The 18,193-nt window shown below is 28.1% G+C and carries 19 protein-coding genes; 5 read left to right on the forward strand and 14 right to left on the reverse strand.

Annotated elements, in window-relative coordinates; translation table 11 throughout:
- Position 1: 1 nt before the first annotated feature.
- The 5 genes from AMYT_RS11810 to AMYT_RS11830 are packed head-to-tail and all read right to left on the reverse strand — an operon-like array spanning position 2 to position 3,769.
- Positions 2 to 619, reverse strand: coding sequence for a LysE/ArgO family amino acid transporter (locus tag AMYT_RS11810; RefSeq protein ID WP_162919505.1), 618 nt, complete (start codon positions 617 to 619; stop codon positions 2 to 4).
- Positions 616 to 1,242 carry a MarC family protein gene (locus tag AMYT_RS11815; RefSeq protein ID WP_114842726.1) on the reverse strand — a complete coding sequence of 209 codons (627 nt, stop codon included), beginning with the start codon at positions 1,240 to 1,242 and terminating at the stop codon, positions 616 to 618. The genes AMYT_RS11810 and AMYT_RS11815 overlap by 4 nt, the downstream gene beginning before the upstream one ends.
- Positions 1,243 to 2,208: an amino acid ABC transporter permease gene (locus tag AMYT_RS11820; RefSeq protein WP_114842727.1), complete on the reverse strand. Its 966-nt coding sequence runs from the start codon at positions 2,206 to 2,208 to the stop codon at positions 1,243 to 1,245.
- Positions 2,209 to 2,211: 3 nt separating this feature from the next.
- Positions 2,212 to 3,027, reverse strand: a complete 816-nt coding sequence (locus AMYT_RS11825; RefSeq protein WP_114842728.1) for a transporter substrate-binding domain-containing protein — start codon at positions 3,025 to 3,027, stop codon at positions 2,212 to 2,214.
- A 13-nt stretch (positions 3,028 to 3,040) separates the two neighbouring features.
- Positions 3,041 to 3,769, reverse strand: a complete 729-nt coding sequence (locus AMYT_RS11830; protein WP_191287697.1) for an amino acid ABC transporter ATP-binding protein — start codon at positions 3,767 to 3,769, stop codon at positions 3,041 to 3,043.
- A 192-nt stretch (positions 3,770 to 3,961) separates the two neighbouring features.
- On the opposite strand from AMYT_RS11830, the gene AMYT_RS11835 reads away from it, so the two are divergent.
- On the forward strand, positions 3,962 to 5,074 hold the full coding sequence (locus AMYT_RS11835; protein WP_114842730.1) for a glycosyltransferase: 1,113 nt from the start codon (positions 3,962 to 3,964) through the stop codon (positions 5,072 to 5,074).
- A 6-nt stretch (positions 5,075 to 5,080) separates the two neighbouring features.
- On the opposite strand, the gene AMYT_RS11840 is transcribed toward AMYT_RS11835, so the two are convergent.
- The 9 genes from AMYT_RS11840 to AMYT_RS11880 form a co-directional block, all read right to left on the reverse strand.
- Complete coding sequence (locus AMYT_RS11840; RefSeq protein WP_114842731.1) at positions 5,081 to 5,872, reverse strand: class I SAM-dependent methyltransferase; 792 nt, start codon at positions 5,870 to 5,872, stop codon at positions 5,081 to 5,083.
- Positions 5,873 to 5,874: 2 nt separating this feature from the next.
- A complete protein-coding gene (locus tag AMYT_RS11845) occupies positions 5,875 to 6,780 on the reverse strand; it encodes a bile acid:sodium symporter family protein (protein ID WP_114842732.1) in 906 nt (301 codons plus the stop codon).
- 62 nt (positions 6,781 to 6,842) lie between these two features.
- A complete protein-coding gene (locus AMYT_RS11850; protein ID WP_114842733.1) occupies positions 6,843 to 7,388 on the reverse strand; it encodes a cysteine hydrolase family protein in 546 nt (181 codons plus the stop codon).
- Positions 7,354 to 8,238 carry a DMT family transporter gene (locus tag AMYT_RS11855; protein ID WP_114842734.1) on the reverse strand — a complete coding sequence of 295 codons (885 nt, stop codon included), beginning with the start codon at positions 8,236 to 8,238 and terminating at the stop codon, positions 7,354 to 7,356. Before AMYT_RS11855 ends, AMYT_RS11850 begins: the two co-directional genes overlap by 35 nt.
- 4 nt (positions 8,239 to 8,242) lie before the next feature.
- On the reverse strand, positions 8,243 to 8,620 hold the full coding sequence (locus tag AMYT_RS11860) for a tautomerase family protein (protein ID WP_114842735.1): 378 nt from the start codon (positions 8,618 to 8,620) through the stop codon (positions 8,243 to 8,245).
- Between the two features lie 83 nt (positions 8,621 to 8,703).
- The gene (locus AMYT_RS11865; protein ID WP_114842736.1) at positions 8,704 to 9,273 is read right to left on the reverse strand and encodes a TetR/AcrR family transcriptional regulator; all 570 of its coding nucleotides are present in this window, start codon (positions 9,271 to 9,273) and stop codon (positions 8,704 to 8,706) included.
- A gap of 5 nt (positions 9,274 to 9,278) precedes the next feature.
- Positions 9,279 to 9,782 (reverse strand): dihydrofolate reductase, encoded by a 504-nt coding sequence (locus tag AMYT_RS11870; RefSeq protein ID WP_114842737.1) that lies wholly within the window; start codon positions 9,780 to 9,782, stop codon positions 9,279 to 9,281.
- Positions 9,782 to 10,645: a thymidylate synthase gene (thyA, locus tag AMYT_RS11875; RefSeq protein ID WP_114842738.1), complete on the reverse strand. Its 864-nt coding sequence runs from the start codon at positions 10,643 to 10,645 to the stop codon at positions 9,782 to 9,784. The genes AMYT_RS11870 and thyA overlap by 1 nt, the downstream gene beginning before the upstream one ends.
- 84 nt (positions 10,646 to 10,729) lie before the next feature.
- A complete protein-coding gene (locus tag AMYT_RS11880) occupies positions 10,730 to 11,707 on the reverse strand; it encodes a hypothetical protein (protein ID WP_114842739.1) in 978 nt (325 codons plus the stop codon).
- Positions 11,708 to 11,887: 180 nt separating this feature from the next.
- On the opposite strand from AMYT_RS11880, the gene prpB reads away from it, so the two are divergent.
- From prpB to prpF, 4 genes are all read left to right on the forward strand, one after another.
- Positions 11,888 to 12,772: a methylisocitrate lyase gene (prpB, locus tag AMYT_RS11885; RefSeq protein WP_114842740.1), complete on the forward strand. Its 885-nt coding sequence runs from the start codon at positions 11,888 to 11,890 to the stop codon at positions 12,770 to 12,772.
- A 63-nt stretch (positions 12,773 to 12,835) separates the two neighbouring features.
- On the forward strand, positions 12,836 to 13,984 hold the full coding sequence (prpC, locus tag AMYT_RS11890; RefSeq protein WP_114842741.1) for a bifunctional 2-methylcitrate synthase/citrate synthase: 1,149 nt from the start codon (positions 12,836 to 12,838) through the stop codon (positions 13,982 to 13,984).
- 167 nt (positions 13,985 to 14,151) lie between these two features.
- Positions 14,152 to 16,746: a Fe/S-dependent 2-methylisocitrate dehydratase AcnD gene (gene acnD / locus AMYT_RS11895; protein ID WP_114842742.1), complete on the forward strand. Its 2,595-nt coding sequence runs from the start codon at positions 14,152 to 14,154 to the stop codon at positions 16,744 to 16,746.
- Positions 16,747 to 16,957: 211 nt separating this feature from the next.
- On the forward strand, positions 16,958 to 18,136 hold the full coding sequence (prpF, locus tag AMYT_RS11900; protein WP_114842743.1) for a 2-methylaconitate cis-trans isomerase PrpF: 1,179 nt from the start codon (positions 16,958 to 16,960) through the stop codon (positions 18,134 to 18,136).
- The last annotated feature ends 57 nt before the right edge of the window (positions 18,137 to 18,193 follow it).

Here is an 18,193-nt window from a genome sequence, read left to right on the forward strand (position 1 = left end):
TTTAAAAGCTTATTAATTCAACCAAAGAATAGGCAATTAAAAGCATAACAAAACCAATTATAGTATCTAAGATTTTCCAAGTAATTGGCTTTTTAAATAATGCAGTTAAGAACTTTGCACCAAATCCAAGAGAAAAAAACCAAACTCCTGAACCCAAAGCACATCCAAATAAAAAAATAAGCTTTTCACTTAAAAAAGTATAACTTGAACCAATACCACCAATTAGTAAAATAGTATCTAAATATACATGTGGATTTAAAAAAGTAAAAACCAATAATAGTGAGATAACCTCTTTTAAACTCTTTTTTTCATTTTTCTCTTCAATATTTAAAGAGTCATTTTTAAAAGCAGCTTTAAAAGAAGTTATTGCATAAAAAATTAGAAAAACAATACCAAAAATAGCAATAATATTTATAAGTAATTGATTACCTTTTATAAAAAAACCTAAACCAAATACTCCAATAGAAATAAAAAGAAAATCAAATAAAGTACATAAAAAAACTGTGATTAATACATAATGTCTTTGAAGTCCTAATTTTAAAATATATGCATTTTGAGCACCAATAGCAACTATTAAAGATAAAGTTAAAAGAAAACCTTTTAGAAATATATCTATCAAGCTAAGTAACCTTTTGTTAAAGCTACAATTCCACTTATAATAAATTGAATTGCTAAAGCCCCAACAATTAACCCCATAAGCTTTGTAATAATATTTTGTCCAGTAACACCTAAAAACTTTTTAATATAAATAGAGTTTTTTAATATAAAATAAAAAATTATTGCATTTATACAGTAAGCTAAACTAATAGATATTAAATCTATAAAATCTTTTGCTTCATGTTTAAAAATAATAATAGTTGAAAATAATCCTGTACCAAAAACTATTGGAATAGCAATAGGAATAATTGCTAATTCTTCATTTGGTTTTCGATCTTTATTAGAAACAAGTGAATTATTTCCATTTATCATAGAAATTGCCATAAGTAATAATACTAATCCACCCATAACTTTTAATGAATTTATATCTAATCCAAAAATTTTTAAAACAAATTCTCCAGCAATTAAAACAACAAAAAAAGCAATTATAATTGTAAGAGTAGTTTTATATGCAACTTTATTAATTTCAGATTTTGTAATATTTGAACTTAAAATAGATAAAGCAATAGCAGAAATTCCTATAGGATCCATAATAGCAAAAAAAGTAATTGCTTCTTGTAAAAAGGTAGAAAAGAAGCTTTCCACTTACGCTACTCCACCCTTTTTACTAAATTTTTTTTCTAGTATATGTCCTAAATAACTTAAAGAGAATGTAATACATAAATATACAACTGCAATTACAATCCAAGTTTCAAAAGGAGAAAAAGTATTTGCAACAATTTCTCTTCCAACTTTTGTTAAATCAGTAATAGCAATTACAGATACAAGTGAAGAATCTTTAACAAGTGCTATCATCTCTCCTACTAAAGTTGGTAAAGCTCTTTTTAAAGCTTGTGGAAAAATAATATATCTCATAGCTTGAAAATGAGAAATACCAAGAGAACTTGCAGCTTCAAGCTGACCTTTATCAATTGATTGAATAGCCCCTCTTAAAACTTCAGCCATATAAGCACCAAAGAAAATTCCTAAAGATAAAACCCCAGCAACAAATCTATCTAATTCAAATATATTTGCAACAATAAAATAAAATAAGAAAATTTGAACAAGTAAAGGTGTTCCCCTAACAAGAGTAATATAAACAGTAGCAATATCCCTTAAAAAAACATATGATGAAAGTTTCATAAGTGCTGTAATAATACCTATTATAAATGTTAAAATTGCAGCAAAAAATGAGATTTTTAATGTTACCCAAAGTCCTTCTAAAACAGGACCTGTTTTTGTTATAGTTTTTGAAGCAATAATATCAAATTCATAAATATCATCACCAATTTGATACTCTAAAGCATATGAACTATCAATATTTAAAGGTGTTTCACCATCATCATTTTTTAAGAAATATTTTCCCTCTTTTTCCATTAATGTTCCACCAACAGGTGCAGAAACATTTACAGCTTGTTCATAAATAAAATATTTAGGAATTGAGTTCCATTTCCACTCATAATTCATACTTGAAGCAGCAACATATAAAAAATATCCAACTGCTAGATAAAATGCTAGGGCAATTAAATGCCCTAGTGTTTTATTTTGTGCTAGTGATTGTCTCTTACTCATTCTTTATTGAACTCTTTTTAACCATTCAGTATCAACTAGCCATTTTTCATATAATTTTTGATGAAAATCTAATAGTTTATCTTCTTTGATTTGTCTCATAAAATTATTTAACCAATTAAGAAAATCTGGATCACCTTTTCTAATTGCAAATCCTAAAGGCTCATAAGTTAAAGGAGTATCTAAGTGTACTAATCTATCTTTACCTTTATCAGACATAAATAATACATTGTATGGTTGGTCATAAATAAAAGCATGAGCTTTTCCATTTAAAACTTCAGACACACAATCAGCTTCTGTTTCAAATGTAATAATTTTTGCTTTTTTAAAGAATTTTCTTGCAACAATTTCACCTGTTACACCAGTTCTAGTAGAAATAATATATTTTTCATTATCTAAATCTTTATAAGATTTAATATTTTTAGCAACATCTTTATCAACTAAGATAGTTTGTCCAATTACAACATATGGATCAGCAAAATTAACTTTTAAGTTTCTTTGTTGAGTAATAGTCATACCAGAGATAATAATATCAAATTTTTCAGATAATAATCCACCAATAATTCCATCAAATGATGTTGGGATAATTGTTAATTTAACACCCATTTCTTTAGCCATTTTGCTAGCCATATCCACATCATAACCAATAATTCTTCCCTTTTTATCTTTCATTTCAAAAGGCATATATCCAGGGTCTAGTCCTACTCTTAATTCACCTCTTTCTAAAATTTTATTTAGAGTTGAGTTTTTCCATATATTAATGTCACTTGCAAATACAAAAGTATTTAAAAGAACCATTAATGCTAAAAACAGTTTTTTCATTCATCTCTCCTTATTAATGTACTAAAATTTCATTTAAAAATTTTTTTGCTCTATCACTTTTTGGGTTTTTAAAAAATTCTTCTGGAGTATTTTCTTCTACTATTACTCCATGGTCCATAAATACTATTCTATCTCCTACTTCTTTTGCAAATCCCATTTCATGAGTTACACAAACTAAAGTAAAGTTTTCTTTTGCCAAATCTTTCATAACTGAAAGTACATCACCAATAGTTTCAGGGTCTAATGCTGAAGTTGGTTCATCAAATAGTATAACTTTAGGTTTCATAGCCAAACTTCTAGCAATAGCAACCCTTTGTTTTTGCCCACCACTTAAATCAGCAGGATAAGCAGAAGCTTTATTTTCTAATTTTACTTTTCTTAATAATTCCATTGCAATATCATTAGCATCTTTTTTTGAAATATTTTTTACTAATGTTGGAGCAATTGTTATATTTTCTAAAATTGTTAAATGTGGGAAAAGATTAAAATGTTGAAAAACCATACCCACTTCACTTCTAATTTCTTTTAGATTTTTTTTATTATTATGAATGTGTAAATCATCAACTATAATCTCTCCCTCATCTATTTCTTCTAAACCATTTATACATCTAATTAAAGTTGATTTACCAGACCCACTAGGCCCACATATTACCACAATCTCACCTTGTTTTACACTAAAATCTATATTTTTTAAAACATGAAAATCATCATAATATTTATTGATTTTATTCATTCTTATTATTTCATTATTATCCATTACTTCTCTTTTTTGATAAATCGAAGCTAATATTTTATAATAGAATGTTTTAAACTCAAATTAATGAACAATTTTTATATAATTTTAGTAACACAAATAAAATTATTTTTCAAATGCTTTTTTTATGCAACTATTTATAGTTATAATTAAAACTTCCAATTTAACAAAGGAGAGCCAATGAAAAAGTTTTTATATATAACTGACCAAGATGAATATACAGATCTTAGTTTCATAGGTGCTTTATTTGAAAAATATTTAAGTAAATATTTTGATATGAATATTCTTTATTTTTCAGAATTTAAATCTGATTTTGAAAAAAAAGATGATAAAAGATTCATTTTACCAAAAAAGCTAAAAAAAAATCTACTAGATGAATTGTCAAATAATGGTATAGATATAAATTCCTATTCTTTTATTGTTGTTAGAAATGATATTGAACTTTTAAAACATATACTTAAAAGAAAAATTAGGCATAAATATAAAGTAGGCTTTAGATCGGTATTTCCTAGAAGAATTATAAAACTTCAAGAAGATGAAGCTTCAAATCAAAAAAGTTTTTTTGACATCATAGATGATAAAATCAAAACTTTTTCTGAAACTGCTTTAATAAATGAGTGTGATATTTTTATTCCTAGTTCTTCATATATGAGTGAAATATATTTTCAAGGAGTAAAAACTAAAACTTTTGTAATACCTCCTGCAATTGACCCAGAAGTTTTACATGATAATATACAACATGTGGAAGATTATAAAAGATTTTTTTATGCAGGTACTTTAGATAAATTTAGAAGCTTTGAGACAATTTTAGAAGCCTTTAGCCAAATTAATAATAATCAATTTAGACTAATGATTTCTACAAAAGACCCTCAATATGCAAAAGAGATGTTAAGTAATTTTGAAAATCTTAAAAATTGTGTAGAGATTTATAATGCACAAAATAAAGAAGAATTACTTGATTTAATTTCAAAAGCAGATATTGGACTATCTATTTTACCTGATGTTGCTTTATTTAATTGTGCCACACCTGTTAAAATACTAGATTATTACTCAAGTGCCGTTCCTTGTATTATGACTAATAATTCTAATAATAAAGAGCTATTTACTGATAATAAAGAGGCTTGGTTTTGTAATTTTGATAAAGACTCAATTAAAAATAAACTAGAAGAGATTATTAACCTTTCTAAAGAAGAAGTAGCACAAGTGGGAATAAATGGCCAAAATAGATTACTTGAAGTTAGAAACTATGAAAAACTAGCAAAAAACTTCGCTTTAGAGTTAAATTTATTATAAGAAGGATTACTCCTTCTTATCCCAAGAAATAACTGCCCATTGAACATAATCTTTATTTTTTTTACTAATATCCAAAGAGTCATAATACTCTTCAAGTCTTTTTACCTCATCATTTGTTAGACCATCTATACTCCAAGAAACAGATTGAATAAACTTCTGTTTTGAAGTATAAATACTATTTCTACCTTCACTTTTTATAAAGTTTACACTTGCATTTATTCCAAGTGAATATAAAATATTTATCACATAAATATAATCAGGTTTTTTTATAATCTCTTTTTTCAAGGCTTTTAAAATCTCTTCATCTACAAAAGAGCCACCTTTTTTATATGAAATCATAACTTTTTTATTTGCTTTATCATTTAATTTAAGTAAAGCCTCTTTCATATCTTTTACTTCCATTGACCTTGAAGCAATAACTAAGTCAGCTTTAGGAACACTATGCCAAGAATCATACCAAGAAGTATTAATTGTATGAATATTTAAAAGTTTTTGTTTTTTTGCATTTTCATTTAAAAACTCTAACATTTTAGAAGAATAATCTAAAGCATATACCTCTTTTAATTTTGGTGCTAATTTTAAACTTAAGTTTCCAACACCACACCCCACATCTAATAAAGTATCTATTCCTTCTAAATTTATAAGTTTTAAAAACTCTTCATTATAAATAGAGTTATGTACTCTTTCATTCATTGAAGGTGCTTTATTATTCCAGTCTTCACTGCTTTTAGCTTTAAAAGTGCTTTTTTCTTTTTGTATTTTATATAACTCATTAAAATCTATTTCATTAAAATTCATATTTATTCCTTTTTTGCCCAATATCCAGCAATAATAGAACCTGAAATATTATGCCAAATACTAAAAATAGCCCCAGGTAAGGCACTTAATGGTGTAAAATATTTCATTGCTAATACTACTGCTAAACCTGAATTTTGCATCCCAACTTCAATAGCTACTGTTTTACAACTTTTTTTATCATATCCCATAAATTTAGTTATATAATACCCTAAAGTTAAACCTATTATATTATGAAACATAATTGCTAACATTAAAGATAAAGCAAGTGATGAAATTTTACTTTGATTAATTCCTATAATTATACCTATAATAAATACAATTGCTATTATTGATAAAAAAGCAAAAAAATCGTGTCTTTTTTCAATAAACTTATGGAAAAAATGATTTAAAACAATACCTATAACCACAGGAACAAAAACAATTTTTAAAATACTAAGTAACATATTAAATGCAGGAACAGGAACTGTTTGCCCCACAAAAATAAGAGTTAAATAAGGAGTTATTAAAATAGATAATAAAGTTGAAACTATTGTCATTGTAATAGATAAAGCCACATCAGCTTTTGCTAAATAAGCAATTACATTTGAAGCAGTACCACCTGATACAGCACCTACTAATACCATTCCTACTAATAGCTCCGTTGATAAGTTAAAAGACTTTGAAACAATAAATGCAGCTAAAGGCATTATTAAAAATTGTAAAGATACTGCTAAAGCTATAATTTTTGGCTTTTTTAGTACTCTTTTAAAATCTTCAACTTTTAAAGTAATTCCCATACAAAACATAATTAATATTAATAAAGGGATAATCCAACCTTTTAAATCAACTACTAAGCTTGGTTGCAAATAACAGATAATTGAAAAAATAATTGCCCAAAGGGGGAATAAAGCTGAGATTTTTTTTAACATTTTCTTCCTATGATAATTTTTGTTTATTTTACATAATTAAAACTTACAACTATTCTTAAGCCTTATATACTACAAATAATCTCTTCAACTTTTAAAACTTTTGCAAAAATATATTCAAAACTAGCCATAAAACTATTATGCACCTCTTTTGCTTTTATTATTTTATTATTAATTTTTAAATCTTTTGTAGCACACCCATCATAAGCCACACTACATTTATATCCCATATCAAAAGCTGCTCTAATAGTTGAATCCACACACATATGAGTCATCATTCCACAAATAACCAGCTCTTGTACATTTAATTTTTCTAAATTTTCTTTTAAAGTAGTATTTCTAAAACTATTTGGAAAATTTTTAGTTATAACTAACTCATTATCTAAAGGCTTTAAACTTTCATATATTTGTACACCAAAACTATTTGGAAGAAAAAAAGTTGCATCTTTTTTTGTACTTATATGTTGTATATAAATAATAGGTAAACTCTTCTGTCTAAACTTATCTAATAATATTTTAGAGTTTAAAGCAGCTTGTAAACTATCCACTAATTCACATTTACCCTTTTTAAAATAATCATTTTGAATATCTATTAGCAATAAAGCTTTCATTTTTTTCCTTTTTATTAATTAAAATCATTGCTATTATAATTGTTATTACACCTATTATAATAGTTATATCTATTTGTTTATCAAATAAAATAAAAGATAAAGTAAGAGCACTAATGGGGATTAAATAAAAAACTGAAGAGACCTTTGAAATTTCACTATTTTTAATCATAATGTATAAAATAGATAAAGCACCTATACTTACAGCTATTGACATATAAGACAAAGCAATTATAAAATCTAAATTAAAATTTAAATATCTATTTTCAAAATACAAAAAAGGCAAAACTAAAAGTGCTGACGCAAAAGTTTGAATTGCCCCACCTGCAAAAAGATTCATAGAACTACAATATTTTTTTTGATAAAGACTTCCAAAACTTAAACCAAGTAGTGCAAAAATTGAAAATAATACACCTAAAAATGTGCTATTTTCTAAGTTTATTCCTACTATAAAAAAAACTCCCACTAAACCTAAACAAAGACCTAAATACATATTAAAAGTAATTTTTTCTTTTAAAAATATAGTAGCTAAAATGGTAACTAATAATGGTTGTAAAGTTATAATTAGTGAGCTTAAACTAGCAGAAGTGCCTAAACTAAGAGATAAATACACTCCTATTGAAAATACTCCAACTGTTAGCATTCCTGCAATACTAATATGAAAAATTTGTATTAATTTAATATTTTTAAAAAGTTTAAATATATAGCTAATTGCAAAAAGTATTAAAAAAGCTATAAAAAATCTTATTAGCAAAAAAAGCATAGGACTTACATTTTCTAAGCCATATTGAGTAAAAACAAAACCACTTCCATAAAGTAGTACAAAAGTAATTGGGAAAAAATACTCTTTCATAATCTTAACTTTTAGAGTATCTATACTCTTGAGTAATACCACCATATCCCCAAGAATTTCCAGCTATTTCATCTATTAAAACATAACTAGCTTTATTTATTTTTATATTTAAAGCTTTAAAGCCTTCAAATATCTCTTTTATATATAAAGCCTTTTCTTCTTTTGTATTTGAATCCTTTGTAATTTTAATTTCTAAAAAAAATGTAAATTCATTTTTTTTATTTATATACCAATTATTAAAAGGAACTTTTTCAAGTAAAACTGAAGTAACTTTTTCATCTTTTTTTAGTATCTGTTTTGTTTTTGATACTATAAGTTCTAATATACTAGCTTCTTTATCTTCAAAATCTTGAAGGTTTGTTTTTAAATTTATATATGGCATAACTTCTCCCTTTCTATTTCTTGACCAATTAGTCAAGTAAAAGTATAACAAAATCTTGACCGATTAGTCAAGACTTTTAAATTTTACTTTTTAAGTTGTTTTAGGAAAAATTCTAATTGACAGATGCAGTTATTAAAAAACTCTGCATTATGGGATTTTTTTGCAGTACCTATACAGCCTTCAAGTGAAGCCACTATAAAAACTGCAAGATTTTTTGTATCTTTATACTCTATTTCATTATTTAAAACAGCCTTATCTAATACAAGTTTAATTATCTCTTCAAATCTAAAATATACTTTTTCCAAAGAGTTTTTAAACTCAATATCTTTAGAAGATAATTCTTGAACTAAATTATTTAATTTACATCCAGATACAAAATCAAAATTTTTTCTATCTTTAAATAAAATAATCATTTCATCAATATAATTATCTTTTTTATTTAATAAAACTGAATATTTATCTTCAATATAAGCACTTATTTTTTCATTGATAACTGCTAATGTTAGCTCTTTTTTTGATTTAAAAAAGTGATACATAGAGCCTTTATTCATATTTGCAACTTTTAAGATTTTATCTACTGAAGTTGCATAATATCCATTGTGATAGATTTCATTAAAGGCAACTTCTAGTAACTTTTCTCTTGTATCATTCATTTTTATTAATCTTTTTTTACATAAACTTTAAATTTCCAAGAAGGAGAGATAAGCTTTTGCTCTTGTCTAATTTCTTCATACTCTTTTTGTTCTATTAAATCCCAAGTGGAAAAATCAATTTGCTTTAAATAAGCATCTGCTTCCCCTTGAAAATCAACCTCACTTAAATACATCTTATCAACATATTTAAACATAGTTTCATAGATGTTTGCCCCACCAATTACAAATAACTCTTCTTCACCATTTTGCCTTGCAAAATCTAAAGCTTTTTCAATACTATCAAAAGTATGAACACCTTCTGAAGAAAATCCTTTAGTAGATAAAACTAAAGAAGTTCTATTTGGAAGCGGTTTACCAATAGATTCAAAAGTTTTTCTTCCCATTAAAATATGATGACCACTTGTAATTTGTTTAAAGTTTTTAAAATCTTCAGAAATATGCCAAAGCATTTGATTATTTAATCCTATTTCCCAGTTTTTACCATAAGCAACAATCATTGATATTTTCATTATACTGCCATCTCCCCTTTTATAGCTTCATGACATACATAATCAACAAGCTCAAAATCTTCCATTTTAAAATCATTGATATTTTTTACATTCTTATTAATTTTCATTTTTGGTTTTTCATAAGGAGTTCTTGTTAGTTGTAATTTAACTTGTTCCATATGATTTGAATAAATATGTGCATCTCCAAATGTATGTACAAAATCCCCTAATTCTAAATCACAAACTTGTGCAATCATCATTGTTAAAAGTGCATATGAAGCTATATTAAAAGGTACTCCTAAAAATACATCTGCACTTCTTTGATAAAGTTGGCAAGATAATTTTTTATTTGCCACATAAAATTGGAAAAAAGTATGACAAGGAGGTAAAGCCATATTATCAATCTCTGCCACATTCCAAGCATTTAAAATCAGTCTTCTTGAATCTGGATTTGTTTTTATTTGCTCAATTAATAAAGCTAATTGATCAATACTTTCCCCATTTGCACCCTTCCAGCTTCTCCATTGAGCACCATAAACTGGTCCTAACTCTTTAATTGTGTCTGTATTTGTATATCCAAGATTTTTACCTTGAAAATCTGCATTTGCAGTCCATACAGTCTTTTTACCTATTAGATTTTCAGCTTTATTTCCATAATGAATTTCAGCCAATCTTCTTTCATTTGTACTACCTTCAATAAACCATAAAAGCTCTGAAATAATAGCTTTTAAATGTGTTTTTTTAGTAGTTACTAAAGGAAAACCTTCACTTAAATCAAATCTCATTTGATATCCAAAAACCGAAGTTGTTCCAGTGCCTGTTCTATCTTCTTTTTTAACACCTTTATCTAAAATATGTTGTAATAAATCTAAATACTGTTTCAATGATATTCCTTAGATAATTTATAAATTTTATTCTAACATTTTAATATTTAAAACGTTAAGTTAAAAACTATTCAAAATATAAGATTAATTTCTTCTTTGACCTGATTTTGGTGCACTTACATTTTTTTGTAAATCAATTGATAAATTATTATAAAAAAGTTCCCCATAATCAGTTGTTCTATTTATTGTCTCATAAGCTTGCTCTAAAGTATTATTATATTTTAATGCATCTTGCAAAATTTTTATAATTTTAACTGATTCTAAAAAATTTACATGAGAAGGTGCTTCAATAGGTGAAGAGTAATATCTATGCATTCTTTCAACTAAATTTCTATTTCTTATTTCAATAAATACAGACTCAATTGGTGATTTAAAAAATAAAATCTTTTGTTTTACATTTATAGAGATATATGTAGTTTCCATTCCATAAATTTTCCTTGAAAAAGAATCAAATAAAAAAAGTTTCTTATTATAGTTGTTATTAAATAATTCATATATAAGTTCTAAAATTTTGATTTTTTCCTCTTTAGTAAAGAAGTTTCCAATTTTTGCATAACAAAAACTAAGAACTGATTTTATAGAGTACCACTCAGTTGTATCATAATCATATCTTAGCATTTGATCAATTCTTTTTTGTTTTAAATCTTCTATATTTTTATCTGTTCTTGTTCTATATACATTTTGAACAGCAGTATCTCTATACATAGGCCCTGGAAATTGTGCTTGAATTACAAATCTTCTATTTCTTTCAACTTCCATAATATATTTTAGTCTTCCATGATAATCTTCATCAATTATTCTTACTTCTTTTTGAGGGATTTGTGTAATTGATTTTAAAAACTCATCATCAGTACAACCATCTTCCCAAATATAATCTGGATACCTAAATAAATTACAAATTCTTTTTTTTACTTCATCACTTGGTTCCACATCAGTAAGCCCATCTACCCACGAAGTTACAGTTCTTCTATCTTTTTGAATTAGTGATGAAAATTTTGATATACTTAAATGTGATCTCTTATATATTTCAATTATCTTTTCTATACCTGATTTAAAAGACATTGTGCCTTCCTTAAACAAAAATTATTTTTAATTGTACTATTTTTTAGCATAAAAACAAATATTGTACATAATATATTTTTACGCAAAAAAATTGGGTTTTTTTATGCAGTAATTATACAATCTAGCTTAACTCAATTGATGTATAATGGATTATGAAATTTTATAAGAAGGAACTTTTATATGAGCGCAGGGAAAAAATTTAGAGAAGCATTAAAAGAATCTGCTCCTTTACAAATCGTAGGAACAATTAATGCATATCAAGCATTACAAGCTACAAGAGTAGGACACAAAGCAATTTATCTTTCTGGTGGAGGTATTGCAAACGCTTCTTATGGTTTACCTGATTTAGGTATGACTATGTTAGAAGATGTATGTATTGATATTAGAAGAATTACTTCTATTTGTGATACTCCATTAATTGTAGATGCAGATACTGGTTGGGGACATGCCTTTAATATTGCTAGAACTGTAAAAGAATTTATCAGATCTGGTGCTGCAGGACTTCATATAGAAGATCAAGTTGCTGCAAAAAGATGTGGACATAGACCAAATAAAGAGTTAGTATCAACGGAAGAAATGTGTGATAGAATTAGAGCTGCTGTTGATGCAAAAATGCAATTAGACCCAGAGTTTTATATTATTGCAAGAACTGATGCACACGCATCTGAAGGTCAAGAAGCAGCAATAAGTAGAGCAAGAGCTTATGTTGAAGCTGGTGCAGATGCTATTTTTGCTGAAGCAATTCATACTTTAAAAGAGTATAAAGAGTTCACTGATGCTATTGATGTACCAGTATTAGCAAATATTACTGAATTTGGTGCAACTCCAATGTTTACTACTGAAGAGTTAGCAAGTGTAGGAATTGATATGGTTTTATATCCATTATCTGCATTTAGAGCTATGAATAAAGCTGCATTAGCAGTATATCAAGAATTAAAAGATAAAGGTACTCAAGAAGGTGTTCTTGATACAATGCAAACAAGAATGGAATTATATGATATGTTAAATTACCATGCTTATGAGCAAAAAATGGATGAATTATTTTCAAAAGGAAAAGCTAAGTAATTAGCTTTTTCAATAAGTCTAACATCAAAGTTTAATTTACAACTAGGGAAAAAGGAGAAAATTATGAGTACAACTACAGGATTTAAACCAAAAAAATCTGTTGCATTATCAGGGCATGCTGCGGGGAATACTGCAATCTGTACAGTAGGTAAGAGTGGAAACGACTTACACTATAGAGGATATGATATTTTAGAGTTTGCAAATAAATCAGAATTTGAAGAAATTGCACATTTAATTGTTCATGAAAAGTTACCTAATAAAGCTGAGTTAAAAGCTTATAAAGAAAAACTTCAAGGTATGAGAGATATTCCAGATGGTGTAAAAATTGCATTAGAGCAATTACCTAAAACTGCTCACCCAATGGATGTTATGAGAACAGGTTGTTCAGTTCTTGGTGCAATTATGTCTGAAGATGAATCTCACCCAAAAGAAGAAGCACAAAATATTATTGATAAATTAATGGCTTGTTTTCCTTCTATTTTATGTTATTGGTATCACTATGCATATAATGGAAAAAGAATAGAAGTTGTAACTGACGATGAATCAATTGGAGGGCATTTCTTACACCTATTACATGGTGAAAAACCAAGAGAATCTTGGGTTAAAGCTATGCATGTATCTTTAATTTTATATGCTGAGCATGAGTTTAATGCTTCTACATTTACTTCAAGAGTTATTTCTGGAACTAATTCTGATTTATTCTCTTGTATCACTGGTGCAATTGGAGCTTTAAGAGGTCCTAAACATGGTGGAGCAAATGAAGTAGCATTCTATATTCAAGAAAGATATTCTTCAGCTGATGAAGCAGAAAAAGATATTAGAGAAAGAATGGCAAAAAAAGAGATTATTATTGGTTTTGGACATCCTGTATATACTATTTGTGATCCAAGAAACGTAGTAATTAAACAAGTTGCAAAAGAGTTATCTGAAGAAAATAATAATATGTTAATGTATGATGTTGCAGAAAGAATTGAATCAGTAATGTGGGAAGAAAAGAAAATGTTCCCTAACTTAGATTGGTTCTCAGCTGTTTCATATAACCAAATGGGAATTCCAACAGATATGTTTACTCCAATTTTCATTATTTCAAGAGTAACTGGATGGGGTGCACACGCTATTGAACAAAGAGAAGATGGAAAAATCATTAGACCTTCAGCTAATTATACTGGTCCTGAAAATCTAAAATTTGTTCCTTTAGAAGAAAGAGAATAATTTTAGTTTCTTTTATAAATAGTTTTAAGTAGTCCCTAAGGACTACTTAAATGTTCTAGTAGCTACAACTTAAAATCATAAAAAGTTCTTTACAGTAGCAAACATAAATAGGATTGTCTACACTGTAGGCAATCCTAATTAAATTATATAATATAGGATATACGATAATGACAAACGAAAAATATCTTAAAGATCTTGATGGTGTAGATGGTGTTAAATATTATGATGTTAAATCAGCTGTTGAAGATATTACTGCTGGTTCATTTGAAAAATTAAACTATACATCAAGAGTTTTAGCAGAAAATTTACTTAGAAAGTGTCCAAGTGAAGATTTAAAAGATTCTTTAATTCAATTAATTGAAAAAAGAACAGATAAAGATTTCCCTTGGTACCCAAGTAGAGTTATCTGTCATGATATATTAGGATTAACTGCATTTGTTGATTTAGCAGGTCTTAGAGAAGCAGTTGCAAAAGAAGGTGGTGATCCTCAAAAAGTAAATCCAGTTGTACCAACACAACTTATTGTTGACCACTCATTAGCAGTTGAGTGTGGTGGATTTGATCCAGATGCTTTCCAAAAAAATAGAGATATTGAAGATAGAAGAAATGCAGATAGATTCCACTTTATTAACTGGACTAAAGAAGCGTTTAATAATGTAGATGTTATTCCTCCAGGTAATGGTATTATGCACCAAATTAACTTAGAGAAAATGTCGCCTGTTGTTCACTTAAATGATGGAATTGCAAGTCCAGATACATTAGTTGGAACTGACTCACATACTCCTCACGTAGATGCACTTGGAGTTATTGCTGTAGGTGTTGGTGGATTAGAAGCTGAAAACGTAATGCTTGGAAACCCTTCTTATATGAGAGTTCCTGAAATTATTGGTGTTGAAATTGTAGGAACAAGAGCACCTGGAATTACTGCAACTGATATTGCATTATCTATGACTTCATTTTTAAGAGAAAACAATGTTATTTCTGCATATTTAGAGTTCTATGGTTCAGGTATTAAATACCTTAACTTAGGTGATAGAGCTACTATTGCAAATATGACTCCTGAATATGGAGCAAGTGCTGGTATGTTTGCTATTGATGAGCAAACAATCTCTTATTTAAGAGTAACTGGTAGAGAGGAAAAACAAGTTAAATTAGTTGAAGCTTATGCTAAAGCAAATGGTTTATGGGCAGATCAGTTTGAAAATGCTACATATGCTAGAACTTTAACTTTTGATTTATCAAGTGTAACTAGATCATTAGCTGGTCCATCAAAACCACATAAATTAGTTCCAACTTCTACTTTAAAAGAAGAAGGTATTGTAAAAGAGTGGACTCAAGAAGGTGATTTAATTCCAGATGGTGGTATCTTAATTGCTGCTATTACTTCTTGTACAAATACTTCAAATCCAAGAAATGTTATTGCTGCTGGATTACTAGCTAAAAAAGCAAATGAACTTGGATTAACAAGAAAACCTTGGGTTAAGTCTTCATTAGCACCAGGTTCAAAAGTTATTGAAGTTTATTTAAAAGAAGCTGGATTATTAAGTGAAATGGAAAAATTAGGATTTGGTGTAGTTGGTTTTGCATGTACTACTTGTAATGGTATGTCTGGGGCATTAGATCCAAAAATTCAACAAGAAGTAATTGATAGAGATATCTACTCAACTGCTGTACTTTCTGGAAATAGAAACTTTGATGGAAGAATCCATCCATACGTAAAAGAAGCATTTTTAGCATCTCCTGCACTTGTTGTTGCATATGCATTAGCAGGTACTGTAAGATTTGATATTGAAAATGATGTGTTAGGAAAAGATAAAGATGGTAATGATATTAAGTTAGCTGACTTATGGCCATCTGATGAAGAAATTGATGCAATTGAAAAAGAATATGTTAGACCAGAAATGTATAACGCTATTTATGAGCCAATGTTTGCAAGAAATACTTTAACTGATATAAAAGCTGAGCCATTTTATAGATGGAATCCAAACTCTACTTATATTCAAAGACCTCCATATTGGGAAGCTGAATATATGAGTATGCCAGCATTAAAAGGTATGAGACCATTAGGTGTATTCCCTGATAATATCACTACTGATCACTTATCTCCATCAAATGCAATTTTACCAGATTCTGCTTCTGGTGAGTATTGTTTAAAAATGGGATTACCAGTAGAGGATTTAAACTCATATGCAACACATAGAGGGGATCACAATACTGCATCAAGAGCAACTTTAGCAAATCCAAAACTATTTAATGAAATGCTTAAAGATGAAAATGGAAATGTTAAACAAGGTTCATTAACTAAAATTATGCCAGAGGGTATTGAGTCTAGAATGTGGGAAGCTATTGAAGAGTATAACAATAGAAAACAACCACTTATTATTATTGCTGGTACTAACTATGGTCAAGGAAGTTCAAGAGACTGGGCTGCAAAAGGTGTTAGACTTGCAGGTGTTGAAGTTTTAATTGCTGAAAGTATTGAAAGAATCCATAGAACAAACCTTGTTGGTATGGGTGTATTACCATTACAATTTAAAGAAGGTGATACTAGATTTACTTACAATATTGATGGAAGCGAAGTTTTTGATATTGAAGGTGAAATCACTCCAAGATGTGACTTAACTGTTGTTATGACAAGAGCAAATGGTGAAGTTGTTAAATTCCCTGTATTATGTAGATTAGATACTTCTGCTGAAGTTGAAGTTTACAAAAATGGTGGTATTTTACAAAAATTCGCTAAAGATGTAATTGCATCTAAATAAAGAGGCTTTTGCCTCTTAATTGAGAGTTAAAAGAGAGTTTGAGATTTATTTTGGCTAAGTATTTAGCCCTTTAGTATTTTGCTTCTTTTAGGGTCTCCTTTAAAAAAAACATTTTTTAAAGGCACCGCTTAGCATAAATTCATTTTATGCGCTAAAAAGAAGACATTTATTGGTTCCTAAAAAATAGGAACTATTTTTAAGGATACAAATTATGAGTAATTACGCACCACAAATTACTATACCAGCTACTTATATGAGAGGTGGTACAAGTAAAGGTACATTTTTTAATATTGCTGATTTACCAAAAATTGCTCAAGAAAATCAAGAAGCAAAAGATAAATTACTTTTAAGAGTAGTTGGAAGTCCAGATCCATATGGGAAGCAAATAGATGGTATGGGTGGAGCTACTTCTAGTACAAGTAAGACTGTTTTAGTTGGAAAAAGTAGTGTTGCAAATCACGATGTTGATTACTACTTTGGACAAGTTTCAATTGATAAACCATTTATGGATTGGAGTGGAAACTGCGGAAACTTATCATCTGCTGTTGGACCTTTTGCAATTAAATGTGGATTAGTTGATAATGTGGTTGAAAATGGTATTCAAACAGTTAGAATATGGCAAGCAAATATTAAAAAAACTATTCTTTGTTATGTTCCAATGAAAGATGGAAGAGTTCAAGAAATTGGTGATTATGAGATTGATGGAGTTGCGTTCCCTGCTGCTGAAATCAAACTTGAATTTGCTGAACCTGTTGATCCATCAGAAGAGTTATTTCCAACTGGTAATTTAATTGATGATTTAGAAGTTCCAGGTATTGGTACTTTTAAAGCTACAATGATAACAGCAGGAATTCCTACAATTTTCTTAAATGCAGAAGAGTTAGGATATAAAGGAACAGAATTACAACCTGATATAAATTCAGATAAAGAAGCTTTAGCAAGATTTGAAACAATAAGAGCTTATGGTGCTATTAAAATGGGACTAATTTCAGATTTAAAAGAGGCTGAAACTAGACAACATACACCAAAAATTGCCTTTGTATCACCTGCTCAAAACTATATAGCTTCAAGTGGGAAAGAAATTACAGTGCAAGATATAGATTTAAATGTTAGAGCTTTATCGATGCAACAATTACACCATGCTATGATGGGAACTGCTTCGGTTGCAATTGGTGTTGCTGCTTGTATTCCTGGAACACTTGTAAACTTAGCTGCAGGTGGGGGAGAAAAAGATGCCGTAACTTTTGGTCACCCTTCAGGAACACTAAAAGTTGGTGCAGTTATTAAAAAAGATGGTGATAAATATTTAGTTGATAAAGCAAGTATGAGTAGAAGTGCAAGAATTATTATGGAAGGAAATGTACACGTACCTGCAAATACTATGAACTAAAAAAACTTTTTATTTTTTCGATTTACCTAAAAGGCCTAGTTATCTAGGCCTTTTTTT

The organism is Malaciobacter mytili LMG 24559, from assembly GCF_003346775.1.
Lineage (GTDB): Bacteria > Campylobacterota > Campylobacteria > Campylobacterales > Arcobacteraceae > Malaciobacter > Malaciobacter mytili.